Raw genomic sequence first — 12,778 nt, 5'->3', positions numbered from 1 at the left:
CTGCACTCATCTATGCTATGAGCATAGGCATATTTATTAACACAAGTTAGGGGAGTCTTCGCCGATATAAATTGGATAGACAGATTCCTCCAAACCCATATTTGCATGATGGATCAAAAATTTTCATTTTCTGGGTCATTCAATAAATTAAAAGAGTATATCGATACGCAAATTGAATTGGTCAAATTGCGTTCGATCGCACGTGGTTCTAGAATTTTAGCATCGCTAATATTAGACGTTAGTAAGATTTTACTCATGCTATTGGTGGTGTTTTTTCTGGCAATGGCACTAGCTTTTTATCTCGGCCAGCTTTTTAATAACTATGCACTAGGCTTTTTGGCCGCCGGTATCGCCTTTGCGCTTATTATTGTGATTATCAACGTAACAAAAGGTAAACTTGAGCTGCTTTTGATGGATTTAACCATTCGTAAGGTATTGGGCAAATGGCATGAGGAAGACGATCATTTGGAAGAAGATCGCTTGAGCAGACTACGCAAAAAGGCAGCAAAGGCGGAAGAAGCTGCCGCTAAGATTAAGGAAGAAATAGAAATCATAGAAGATGAACACGAACAAACAGTTGAGAAGTAAGATAGCTAACGTAAATGATCTGTTGAACGAGATCGATCGTATCAGTGTCCTTCGTGATGAGCAGGAGTTATACTTCGGTACGCAGTACAAGCTGCTGAAACATAAGGTTGAAGCTCCAATTCGATTCGTTAATATGATTACGGCACACGTACCAGGGGTAAATCGTGTACGCGACGTCGTATCATCTATCTCTGCCAACAGTGGAAAGAGCACGGGTAAATCCGATTGGATTACGAAAGTTTTGCGCTTAGCAACACCATTAGTGCTTAATCGCACATTGCTGAAAGATGCAGGTTGGTTCAAAAAAGCAGTGGTCACCGTCGCATCCGAAACAGCAGTTGCACAGGTGAATCAAAATAGCATATCCAACGCTGTCTCCGGCATCGCTAGCTTTATTCGCCCGAAGAAGAAAACTAAGAAAGCGAATTTAGTACAAGGCGAAATCACGGCAGAAGAAGCGGTGGAAGGTAATAAATACGGAATCCCAAAAGATAGCGAAGCCTATTAGGTTTTTAAAATATTTGTAATAGATACAAAAAAGCGTTCACTATCTAGTGAACGCTTTTTTTTTGTGCTATAAAAACCTTTATCGCTGAAAAGAAGTTCTCAGACCGAATAGCGCGGTGAGAATTAATTCCCTTTTTGCTTATTTTGAAAATCCTGATACGCCAATCGTATTCCCTCTTCCAGTTCAATTTTGTGCTTCCAACCTAGATTGTGTAATTTCTCTACATTCATCAGTTTACGCGGTGTGCCATCTGGCTTGCTGCTGTCATAGCGTAAAGCGCCTTCAAAGCCAACAATTTGTTTGATCAGCTGCGCTAAATCCTTGATGCTAATATCTTCACCAACACCCACATTAATAAACCCGCTTTCACTATAGGTATCCATCAAGAAAACACAAGCCTCTGCCAGATCATCGGCATACAAAAACTCGCGCATCGGCGTACCCGAGCCCCATATCACCACTTCTTCCAACTGTTGCTCTTTGGCTTCGTGAAATCGGCGAATCAATGCCGGCAGTACATGGGAGTTTTCGGGATGGTAATTATCATTCAAACCATATAGATTAGTCGGCATCACCGAGATAAAGTTGTCACCGTATTGAGCGCGATACGCTTCACACATTTTGATACCTGCAATCTTCGCAATCGCGTAAGGCTCATTTGTGGGCTCTAACAAACCAGTTAACAAAGCATCTTCTTTCAATGGTTGTAGTGCCATTTTAGGATAAATACATGAAGATCCCAGAAACATCAACTTTTTCACTGCGTGCACATGCGCTTGATGAATCACATTGTTTTGGATCGCTAAATTCTCATAGATAAAATCTGCCCGATAGGTATTATTCGCGACAATACCGCCCACTTTGGCCGCGGCCATAAATACAAAGTCTGGTTTTTCTGTCGCAAAAAAGGCTGCAACTGCCGCTTGATCGCGCAAATCCAATTCAGCGGAAGTTCTCGTCAAGATATTTTCGTAGCCTAATTGTTGCAGTTTTCGGTGTATTGCAGAGCCCACCATACCGCGATGTCCGGCCACATATATTTTAGCTTTTTTATCCATTCAACTTTATTATTTCACGCTTATCAGAAGTAGGATTTCATCCTTTTTTTGAGAATATACTTCTGCGCTATTCGTATTACCACAAATATAAGGTTATTTTTGCGCCAGTTATCTTGTCGGGTGACCAGCCTCTAGTCATTATTGTCTAGTAATAGCATTCATTCGCAGGCAAACAAGACGCACAACAGTAACCATGGGTAAAGACAAACTACGCAGATTTGCAGAGGTGGCTACATTCAAAAATGTAGTACAGCTAGATGCAGGTAAAGATTATAAAGGCCAATGGGCCAAAGAATTTTTTGGTAATGATAAGCCGATCATATTAGAATTGGCTTGCGGTAAAGGAGAATATACCGTGAACTTGGCGAAGCTTTTTCCGCAGACCAATTTCATTGGTGTCGACTTTAAAGGAAACCGAATCTGGCGTGGTGCAAAAACAGCTTTGGAAGAAGGGATCGACAATGTTGGCTTTTTGCGTATTCAGATCGAAAGCATTTTGGAGCACTTTGCCGAAAATGAGATCTCTGAAATCTGGATTACCTTTCCTGATCCTCAACCTCAAGATAGTCGCGAGAAAAAGCGCTTAACAAGCCCTCGTTTCTTAGAGAAATACAAAATCATTTTGAAAAATGATGGGATAATGCATCTCAAAACCGATAATGATGGTTTTTATGCCTATACATTGGAGCAAATCGCAGCCGCCAACATGCCGGTAACCAAGGAAACGACAGATCTATACGTGTCTGATTTAGTAGACGAGGTATTATCCATCAAAACCTATTACGAGAAGAAATATTTGGCAGACGACAAGAACATCAACTACGTGCAGTGGCAATTCCCACAGTAGTTATAATCCAGCCGAGTTAAATTGTAGATCGTACAACTTTTTGTACGCGCCATCGAGAGCCAATAATTCTTGATGCGATCCCGCTTCCAGCATTTCTCCTTTTTCTAGCACGATAATCTTATCGGCTCGTTGAATAGTAGATAAGCGATGCGCAATCACGATCGCGGTTCGTCCATCCATGAGGTTTTCAATAGCCGATTGGATCAATTGTTCTGTTTCCGTGTCTACAGAAGAGGTGGCTTCATCCAAGATCAAGATTTTAGGATCGTGTACCAGCGCTCTGATGAAAGAGATTAGCTGACCTTGTCCTGCCGACAAGGTAGATCCGCGCTCTTGCACTTGGTAATCATAAGCGCCAGGCAGTCTTTCAATAAATTCATGCGCACCAACTTTCTTCGCAGCATCTACGATGGCATCCATCGATATCGTCGTATCGTACAGATTGATATTGTTGAGGATCGTGTCTGAGAACAAAAACACATCTTGTAATACTGTCGCAATGGTTTGTCGCAAATACGCCAAATCGTACTCCCGGATATCGACTCCGTCGAGCAAAATTTGTCCACGTTGGATTTCGTAAAAACGACTCAAAATATTGATCGTCGATGATTTTCCGGCGCCAGTAGCACCCACCAATGCGAGCGTTTCACCCGGTTGCACGGTGAAACTGATGTCTTTCAGCACCCACTTTTCATCGTTGTAAGCGAACCAAACGTTCTTAAATTCGATTTTACCGCGTACCGTTTCTGGTTGGTAATTCCCTTCATCCGGCGTGAATTCTTGTGTGTCGAGTACCTCAAAAATACGTTCGGCAGAGATCATACCCATCTGCAAGGTGTTGAATTTGTCGATCAATTCTCGGATCGGCCGAAAGATCATCGTGATGTACATCAAGAAAGCCACCACCACACCAGGCGAAATGGAGTCAGCCAAGATCTGCTTCGCACCATACCATACCAACAAACCGGTCGCTATGGCTACGATCACCTCCAAAACAGGGAAAAAGATCGAGAAATACCAGTTTGCACGAATATGCGCATTTCTGTGCTCAGCGTTGATCTCTTTGAACTTGCGCATTTCTTGCTCTTCGCGAGCGAAGTACTGAATGATGGCCATGCCCGAAATATGCTCTTGCAAAAAAGTATTTAGGTTCGAAACCCATGTACGCACACTTTGGAAGGCCGATTTCATCGCCTCCTTGAAAATATACGTGGCGGCAATCATCAGAGGCATCGGAATCAGAACGACCAAGGTCAAGCGCCAATCCGTATAAAACATCACCAATAAGATCACTACCAGCTGCAACAGATCGCCAATAATTTGGATCAATCCTTCGGAGAATATATTAGCGATCGTCTCTAAATCAGAGATGGTTCTGGTGATCAATCGGCCGATAGGGGTATTATCAAAATACTTAAGACGTAAGTTCGTAATGTGCTCGAAAACCTGAATACGGATATCGCGAATCACGGATTGTCCCAAAGTATTAGTCATTAAAGTATGAAAGTAGCGGATCACCGTTTGTAAAAGCAAAAGTGCAATCATGGCGATGAGCATCTTGGTTAATCCGTCCGGATTACCAGCCAGAATGTAACGGTCTACGGTATGCTCTACCAACATCGGTAATGCCGGCGCTACCGCTGCCAACAAAATAGTGAGCACGACAGAAATCCAGAATACGGTACGATAAGGGCGAATATATTGTGCCAATCGACTCAGCAATTTAGAATCGTAGGCTTTTCCAGCGACTTGTTCTTTTTTCACGATGGTTGATCGATATAAGGGTAGATAATTTGGGTAAGGTACAGACCGCAAGCAGGCACCGATGCGCCGGCTTGACTTCGATCTTGACTGGCAATTACTTCAGCGACGTGCTCCACGGGCTTACCTTTTAAGCCTACTTCCAACAATGTGCCGACGATGGCACGCACCATATTGCGCAAAAAGCGATCGGCTGTAATGTGAAACGTCAATCGTTGGCCGTCTAGTACCCAGCGCGCTTCCGTAATAGTACAGATATTAGTAAATACCTGCGTATGTGCTTTGCTAAAACAACCAAAATCCTTTTTGCCCAGCAACAATTGTGCAGCAGCATTCATTTTATCAACATCCGGCATGTCACGAAGCAACCACGAAGCGTCTTGCAAAAAAGGATTTTTTCCTAAATGGATGTGGTATTCGTAAGATCTGGATGTCGCATCAAAACGCGCATGAGCTTCTGTATGTACGGGCAGCAAGCGTTGTACGCTAATATCCGAAGGCAGTATGGCGTTTAAGGCGTGGACAAATCTTTGCGGTGAGCTGATTTTTTCCGACGGAATATCCACATGCACATATAATTTTGTGGCATGCACGCCCGTATCGGTGCGACCGGCACCCGTGGTCTCGACTTCCTGTCGCAACACGGTTTGCAGCGCTTGCTGCAATTTCTCTTGCACAGAGACAGCATTCTGCTGGATCTGCCATCCATGATAGGCAGTGCCTTTGTATGCGATTTCCAAAAAGTAGCGTTGAGTGTTTACTTGCACGGGGCAAAGTTACGCAATTTTACGTTGTCTGAATGTAAAGTCCGCAGGTACAAACTTCGATCTGTCCAATGAATATGTGTGTGCTTTTTACACCGGCGATGACTTGGCTTAACGCAGATATTTTTAGTACCTTTAAAACGTATAAAAGAAGAAACGACCATGAAAACACTAAAAGGGCCAGCGATCTTTTTGGCACAATTTATTGATAATACCGCCCCTTACAATACGTTAGAAAATATTTCCAAATGGGTAAAATCATTGGGATATGTCGGCGTGCAAGTGCCGACCAATGATCCGCAATTTTTTGATATGCAAAAGGTAGCAGAAAGCAAAACCTATGCAGACGAAATCAAAGGCCGGTTAGCGGAAATCGGAGTAGAGATCACCGAGCTTTCGACGCATTTGCAGGGGCAATTGGTGGCGGTACATCCGACTTACGATAAATTGTTCGATGGATTTGCGCCAGCTGCCGTACACAATAATCCAAAAGCACGTACCGAGTGGGCAATCGATCAACTAAAATTAGCGGCTAAAGCGTCGGCAAACTTAGGTTTGAATGCGCATGCTACCTTTAGCGGTTCCTTGTTGTGGCATATGGTTTATCCTTGGCCACAGCGTCCGGCAGGTTTGGTCGAAACAGGTTTTAAAGAATTGGCCAACCGCTGGTTGCCGATTTTGGATGAGTTCGATCGTCACGGTGTGGATCTATGTTATGAAGTACATCCTGGCGAAGATTTGCACGATGGCGTTTCGTACGAGCGCTTTTTAGAAGCGGCCAACAATCATCCAAGAGCGTGTTTATTATATGATCCATCGCACTTATTGTTGCAAGGAATGGATTACCTGAGCTATATAGATCATTATCATGAGCGCATCAAAATGTTCCATGTGAAAGATGCAGAGTTCAATCCAACAGGGAAGCAAGGTGTATATGGCGGCTATAGCAATTGGTTGGATAGAGCAGGTCGCTTCCGTTCGCTTGGCGACGGACAGGTGGATTTCAAATCCATCTTTAGCAAATTAGCGGCTTACGATTATGAAGGTTGGGCAGTGCTAGAGTGGGAGTGTGCGATCAAAAACAGCGTAGACGGTGCTACCGAGGGTGCGCAATTCATCAGCGACCACATCATCAAAGTAACCGAAAGAGCATTTGATGATTTTGCGGCTATCGGTTCCGACGAAGCGTTTAACCGCAATCTGTTGGGCATTTAATAATAGGGATAACAAATAGTATGAAATTAAGTCTGGGTTTTTCTCCGTGCCCGAATGATACATTTATCTTCGATGCATTGATTCATGGTAAGATTGATACGGGCGATCTTTCGTTCGAACCGAGCTATCAGGATGTGGAGACGCTGAACCAAATGGCCTTTGCACAGCAATTGGATATTACCAAACTAAGCTATCATGCATTCGCATACGCGGCCGAAGATTACGAATTATTGGATGCCGGTAGTGCGTTGGGCTTTGGTGTAGGGCCATTATTAATTACGAAGGATAAAGATCTTGCCGAGCGTCTGTCAAATTACGCTGGGCAGGATTTGCCAGCAGATCTGTTGGGGTTACGCGTTGGTATTCCCGGGAAATATACCACAGCCAACTTTTTGTTGGGATTGGCTTATCCGCAGTTGACCAATAAGCAGGAGCTGGTATTTTCTGATATTGAAAATGCCGTACTGGATGGGCGAGTAGATGTGGGATTGATTATTCACGAAAATCGTTTTACGTATAGCGAACGCGGTTTATCCAAAGCACAAGATCTGGGCGAATTCTGGGAACGAGATACCGGATATCCTATTCCATTGGGTGGTATTGTGATCAAACGATCGCTGCCGCAATCGGTCAAACAGCAGGTCAACAAACTCATCGCGGATAGCGTACGATTCGCATTTGCCAATCCGAAGTCTGGGCTTGATTACATCCGCAGTCATGCGCAAGAAATGGAAGAATCGGTGATGTACCAACATATCGATTTGTATGTCAATAAATATTCCGAGAATCTGGGTGAGAAAGGGCGTGCTTCCGTCAACTATCTATTTAGCGAAGCGGAGCGGTTGGAATTAATACCTCCGCGCACGCAAGACTTATTCTTAGCTTCGATCTAACATTCAGGGAGACTGAGCGGCACTTTTACGGCGAGTCCACCGTCGGCAGTCTCCTTGTATTTTACATTCATATCCTGCGCGGTAGCCCACATCGTGCCGACGACAGCATCCAAACTTACTTTTGCTTTTTCTGGATTCGATTGCAACGCCAATTGTGCCGCGGTGATCGCCTTGATGGCGCCCATAGTATTGCGCTCGATACACGGAATCTGTACCAATCCGCCAATTGGATCGCATGTCAGCCCCAAATGATGTTCCATGGCGATTTCTGCTGCCATCAACACTTGTCGCTGTGAGCCGCCAAGGCATTCGGTGAGCGCACCAGCCGCCATGGCCGACGAAACGCCAATTTCGGCTTGACAGCCGCCCATCGCGGCGGAGATCGTAGCGCCTTTTTTGAAAATCGATCCGATTTCGGATGCGGTCGCCATGAATTGAATGATTTTCTGTTCGTTGAACGCGTCGTAAAACGTAATGTAGTATTGTAAAACCGCAGGAATTACGCCAGCGGCTCCATTAGTCGGTGCCGTGACTACGCGACCAAATGAAGCGTTTTCTTCATTCACCGCTAGGGCAAAACAACTCACACAATCCAAAATATAACCAAAATCTTTGCCGCCGGCGCGGATAGCTTCCAACCAAGAGGCAAAATCATGGTAAGGGCGATCTTTAACAATACGCTTATTGAGTTTGGTAGCACGGCGCTCTACTTGCAATCCACCTGGCAAGATGCCATTGGTGTGGCAACCTTTGTAGATGCATTCTTTCATCGTAGAGAATATGTTTAGAATGCCTTCTTTGGTTTCCTCTTCGCTGCGCCAAGACAGCTCATTTTCCAGCACCAACTCCGAAATCTTCAAGCCTGTTCGTCTTGACCAAAACAAGACATCTTCGGCGCTGTCCATTTGGAAGGGAAGATCCACCTCTGTTGCGCCAGCACTTTGTTCTTCTTCTTGCACCACAAATCCGCCGCCGATGGAATAATACGTTTCACTCAGGGCAGATCCATCGTTCAGAAAAGCTTGAAAAGTAACCGCATTCGGATGAAAAGGCAGACTTTCACTGTATAAAAACAGCATGTGTTCATTGTAAACGAAGTCGATCTGATGCTTTGCGCCGAGTTCTATTTTACAAGAAGATTTGATACGATCTACTTTTGGGACGACATCGTATACATCAAATGTAACTGGATCGTCACCACTCAAGCCTAATAAAATAGCGATGTCTGTACCGTGGCCTACACCGGTTTTTGCTAATGATCCGTATAATAATACGTTGACTTGTTGTACATTTTCTATTCCCGCTCGGGCATCTACTGTTTGTACAAATCGCTGCGCGGCACGCCAAGGTCCCAAAGTATGAGAGCTGGACGGACCGATGCCGATCTTAAACATGTCGAAAATAGAAATCTGTTCGCTAGCCATAAATAGATTAAAAATTTCTCAAAAATACGGGATAAAAAGCGTCTATTTTTATTAATTAGGAAATATTAACAACTATTTAATCCAGCGATTCAACGCTTCATTTATCTACAAACCCGCGCCAAATTTATACTTGCGTGAAATGGTTACCGGCAATTTTCCTTCCGAGCGTATATCTTTAAATAACACTTTGGCCGCAGCACGCTGCATGAAAGCATCATTCTGATAAGCCATAATAATGCTACCGCTTTGGCTCACATCCAGATTATTGAGCGTGTAAGGGTTGGCATTTACAATGGTAATGGTGTTTCTGTTAGTTACTTTATCGATAAATCCTACCACATCTTCTGAAAGTGGCAATGTGCTTTGCGGTCTATTGCGCGCATCATGAATGGCAACGATTACCTGGCCATATTTGCGCGCTTCCATCGCAATTTCCTGCAAGCGCTCCGGCGATTCGTTGTTAGACACATACATTTGCATAATTCCACGTACGCGACTTGCAATTACTTGCTCTAAGGCCTGCGGTTTGTTGATACCGACGCTAATAAGCAAGGTAGGGCGGCCACGATTGAAAGAGTTGATAGCACGCTGTGAACGTAAAACGGTGATTGAAGCTTCTGCCAAGCGCTGAACCAATTGTTTGGATGCTGCGCTATTCAAATCATTGTATAGGTTTTTGGTAGATACGGGTTGGTATTTGTCCAGACCCAGCCAGTACTTGGTCGCCAAGACTTTTTTAACGCGACGATCGATATCTGCTTGCTTGATGCTGCCATTTTTAATGGCTTGCTCGATTAGTTGGATCGCGCGGCCACTATTTTCTGATATTTCCAACAAATCATTGCCTGCCTCTATCGCCATCACATCGGCACGACCATTGGGGAAAAATTTTGTTACGCCTTTCATATCCATCGCATCGGTTACGGAAAGACCTTGAAAACCCAATTCATTGCGCAGCAAATCGGTTACGACTTTTTTAGAGATGGAAGATGGAATGTTTGGCGTATTATCTAATGCCGGAATGTGCATATGCGCGACCATAATCGCTGGCGCGCCTGCGCGAATCAATTCCTGAAAGGGAAAGATCTCCAATTCATCCAATCTTTTCTTGGAGAAATCCAATTGTGGAAGATCGTGATGCGAGTCTACATCGGTATCGCCATGTCCGGGAAAGTGCTTTAGTGAAGCCACAATGCCGCCAGCTACCATACCGTCCATGTACGCTTTCGCTTTACGCGTCACATTTTCCTTGTTATCACCAAAAGACCGGAAGTTGATCACCGGATTCTGTGGGTTATTGTTAATATCTACTACTGGCGCGAAATTAAAATGCATGCCTAAGCGTAAGAAATCTTTGGCCACTTGCTTGCCCATGTCGTAGATCAATTCGTCGCGCTGAATAGCGCCCAGCGTCATTTGATAAGGAAACGACGTCGTCGAATCGGCTAAGCGCATGCCCAACCCCCACTCGCCATCAAACGTGATCAACAACGGCACTTTGCTATCTTTCTGATATCGGTTGAACATGTCGGCGTGTCGCACTGGCCCACCTTGAAATACCACTAATCCACCCAGTTTTTCTTGTCGTACAATGCGTCCGACCGAATCGATATAACGCGTACCACGATCGGTATGCGCTCTAATCAGTAGTAATTGCGCAATTCGTTCGCGCGGCGTTAGCTGCTGAAACGTGCGCTCTACCCAAGGATGAGATTGATTGATAAATGGCACAAAATCGCGCTTGGCTTGGCCGTAACTGCTCGACGTGGCGAACAAAGATATACAAGTAATGACAAGAAATATATACTTCATAGGTATCATAAAGGTAGGCAATGGTGGTATTAAATCAACTGGTATTTGTCTTCGATCAGTTGGGTGAGCTCTGCAGCATTTTGCAGTTCGCCGCAGGCTTCTTTTTTCCAAAGCATATCGATAACCAATAATAAATACTGTGTTTCTAACTCCGGCTTGGCGTAGCCCAATTCCTGAAATGCCTTCAGGATGATCGATTGCACGGGCTTCATAAAATGCTCGTGCTGGGTACGCGACAACTCATCGTGCGAGAGTCTTTCCTGCATTTTCCAAAACAAGGGTTCTTCCGCAACTAATTTGTTGGGTAGCAGAATCATGTTGCGCAAAAATTCTTTAGCGCCTTTATAGGTCAGCATGCCTTTGTGGTGCATCACCACGCGGCTGTATCCGGTTTTTATGATGAAGGAAAGAAGCCGATCTTTATTGCCAAAATGTTTGAAAATCAATGCCTCCGAGACGCCTGCTTGCACAGATATTTCTTTAGTAGAAGTGTCGGCAAAACCTTTTTCAGCGAATAGTGAGGTGGCGGTCTGTATAATTCTATCTTTCCTACTAAGGGCTGTTTCTTTCATAGTTGACTGTCTGAAGCAAAGATATTGAAAAATGACAATCCTTGTCTTTCATATTGATTAAAGTATGCGCCCGCCTTTTTGTAAGAAAATTTCCTTTTTGTCCATGAAAGTCGTCTTATCAATCGGCTTGGTCGCGCGAGATATGATGGAGGTCTTGAAACCAGCTTCTAAGCTATCCATCGCAGTAAAGTAAACACAATAATCTGCTGCCAATCCGCAAATGTGTACTTCGCTTACCGCTCGTTCCTTCAAATAACCTTGTAGTCCAGTCGCTTTTCGTTGACCATTATCAAAGAAACCACTATAGCTATCAATATCTTTCTCTGTTCCTTTTCTAAAAATAGCTTCTATAGCAGCTGTATTTAGCGTGTCGGCTAACTCAGCACCTGCCGTGCCTTGTACACAGTGATCTGGCCAGAGTGTTTGCGCTAAACCATGTAATTCAATTGTGTCGTAAACCTGTGCACTGGGATGCTGACTTGCGAAGCTGCCGTGATCTGCCGGATGCCAATCTTGCGTAGCAACTACCAAATCATAGTCTTTCTGCAAAACATTGATGGCAGGAATAATCGTATCGCCGGCTGGAACAGCCAAAGCGCCTTCGGGCAAAAAATCAACCTGTACATCGACAATGATAAGTGCTTTCATACTCAAATATAACTAATCGATCGTTAACCGATAGCCTACGCCACGGATGTTTGTAATCTTAATACGTTCGTCTTTAGACAAATATTTTCGGATGCGGCTGATAAATACATCTAAGCTTCGCCCGGTGAAATAGGTGTCATCACCCCAATAAGTGCGGATGATCTCTTCGCGCGGAACTACTTGATCTTTACGTTCAAACAAACGGCGCAACAATTCGGCTTCGCGAAAAGAAAGTTTCTCGGTTTCATCTTCGAAGCTCAATAAAAACTTCTGGGTGTCCAACCGGTAGTTGCCTATTTCGTAATGCTGCTGATCGTGGTATTGTCTTGTGGCGCGATGCGCCGATTCAATGCGTACGATAAGTTCCTCAATTTTAAAAGGCTTGCGGATATAATCATTGCCACCAAGATGAAAGCCTTTGACCAGGTCGGCCGTCTGCGTCATCGCTGTTAGAAAGATAATCGGTGTTTTGGTATCGATCTTACGAATTTCGGTCGCTAAAGTGAAGCCGTCCATCAAGGGCATCATCACATCCAAGACCATCACATGCGGACTGAATTTTTTCAATATTTGCAAGGCATCTTGTCCATTGACCGCATGCTTCACTTCAAAACCATGTTCCTCAAGGCTTTCCCCAACGATCATCGCCAAACTCAATTCGTCTTCGACATATAAAATTTTCAGCATA

General features: G+C 44.3%; 13 protein-coding genes. 5 read left to right on the top strand and 8 right to left on the bottom strand.

Going from position 1 to position 12,778, the window contains the following annotated elements:
* Window positions 1-105 precede the first annotated feature (105 nt).
* Window positions 106-588: a hypothetical protein gene (locus tag DC487_RS07105; RefSeq protein ID WP_239016335.1), complete on the top strand. Its 483-nt coding sequence runs from the start codon at window positions 106-108 to the stop codon at window positions 586-588.
* On the top strand, window positions 560-1,096 hold the full coding sequence (locus tag DC487_RS07100) for a hypothetical protein (protein WP_116775271.1): 537 nt from the start codon (window positions 560-562) through the stop codon (window positions 1,094-1,096). The genes DC487_RS07105 and DC487_RS07100 overlap by 29 nt, the downstream gene beginning before the upstream one ends.
* A 122-nt stretch (window positions 1,097-1,218) precedes the next feature.
* Here the strand turns inward: DC487_RS07100 and fcl are convergent, their stop codons facing one another.
* A complete protein-coding gene (gene fcl, locus DC487_RS07095) occupies window positions 1,219-2,154 on the bottom strand; it encodes a GDP-L-fucose synthase (RefSeq protein WP_116775270.1) in 936 nt (311 codons plus the stop codon).
* Window positions 2,155-2,347: 193 nt separating this feature from the next.
* On the opposite strand from fcl, the gene trmB reads away from it, so the two are divergent.
* The gene (gene trmB / locus DC487_RS07090) at window positions 2,348-3,001 is read left to right on the top strand and encodes a tRNA (guanosine(46)-N7)-methyltransferase TrmB (protein ID WP_116775269.1); all 654 of its coding nucleotides are present in this window, start codon (window positions 2,348-2,350) and stop codon (window positions 2,999-3,001) included.
* Here trmB and DC487_RS07085 read toward each other — a convergent pair whose 3' ends face one another.
* Window positions 3,002-4,765, bottom strand: coding sequence for an ABC transporter ATP-binding protein (locus tag DC487_RS07085; RefSeq protein WP_116775268.1), 1,764 nt, complete (start codon window positions 4,763-4,765; stop codon window positions 3,002-3,004).
* The gene (gene truA / locus DC487_RS07080) at window positions 4,762-5,529 is read right to left on the bottom strand and encodes a tRNA pseudouridine(38-40) synthase TruA (RefSeq protein ID WP_116775267.1); all 768 of its coding nucleotides are present in this window, start codon (window positions 5,527-5,529) and stop codon (window positions 4,762-4,764) included. Before truA ends, DC487_RS07085 begins: the two co-directional genes overlap by 4 nt.
* Window positions 5,530-5,688: 159 nt before the next feature.
* Here truA and DC487_RS07075 point away from each other — a divergent pair, with 159 nt between their 5' ends.
* Both DC487_RS07075 and DC487_RS07070 read left to right on the top strand, forming a co-directional pair.
* Window positions 5,689-6,741 carry a sugar phosphate isomerase/epimerase family protein gene (locus DC487_RS07075; protein ID WP_116775266.1) on the top strand — a complete coding sequence of 351 codons (1,053 nt, stop codon included), beginning with the start codon at window positions 5,689-5,691 and terminating at the stop codon, window positions 6,739-6,741.
* Window positions 6,742-6,761: 20 nt separating this feature from the next.
* Window positions 6,762-7,634, top strand: a complete 873-nt coding sequence (locus DC487_RS07070) for a 1,4-dihydroxy-6-naphthoate synthase (RefSeq protein WP_116775265.1) — start codon at window positions 6,762-6,764, stop codon at window positions 7,632-7,634.
* Here DC487_RS07070 and DC487_RS07065 read toward each other — a convergent pair.
* From DC487_RS07065 to DC487_RS07045, 5 genes are all read right to left on the bottom strand, one after another.
* Entirely contained in the window at window positions 7,631-9,058 is a 1,428-nt protein-coding gene (locus DC487_RS07065) for an L-serine ammonia-lyase (protein ID WP_116775264.1), read from the bottom strand. The two genes, DC487_RS07070 and DC487_RS07065, sit on opposite strands and share 4 nt — an antisense overlap.
* A gap of 105 nt (window positions 9,059-9,163) precedes the next feature.
* Window positions 9,164-10,870 carry a glycoside hydrolase family 3 protein gene (locus tag DC487_RS07060; RefSeq protein ID WP_116775263.1) on the bottom strand — a complete coding sequence of 569 codons (1,707 nt, stop codon included), beginning with the start codon at window positions 10,868-10,870 and terminating at the stop codon, window positions 9,164-9,166.
* 29 nt (window positions 10,871-10,899) lie between these two features.
* A complete protein-coding gene (locus DC487_RS07055) occupies window positions 10,900-11,442 on the bottom strand; it encodes a TetR/AcrR family transcriptional regulator (protein ID WP_116775262.1) in 543 nt (180 codons plus the stop codon).
* A gap of 57 nt (window positions 11,443-11,499) precedes the next feature.
* Complete coding sequence (gene pncA, locus DC487_RS07050; RefSeq protein ID WP_116775261.1) at window positions 11,500-12,090, bottom strand: bifunctional nicotinamidase/pyrazinamidase; 591 nt, start codon at window positions 12,088-12,090, stop codon at window positions 11,500-11,502.
* Between the two features lie 12 nt (window positions 12,091-12,102).
* Window positions 12,103-12,777 carry a response regulator transcription factor gene (locus DC487_RS07045; RefSeq protein ID WP_116775260.1) on the bottom strand — a complete coding sequence of 225 codons (675 nt, stop codon included), beginning with the start codon at window positions 12,775-12,777 and terminating at the stop codon, window positions 12,103-12,105.
* Between the last annotated feature and the right edge of the window lies 1 nt (window position 12,778).

Origin of the sequence: Sphingobacterium corticibacter, from assembly GCF_003076635.1 — a bacterium.
Taxonomy (GTDB): domain Bacteria; phylum Bacteroidota; class Bacteroidia; order Sphingobacteriales; family Sphingobacteriaceae; genus Sphingobacterium; species Sphingobacterium corticibacter.
The sequence above is the reverse complement of the archived record's forward strand: the minus strand, read 5'-3'. Positions and strand labels throughout refer to the sequence as shown.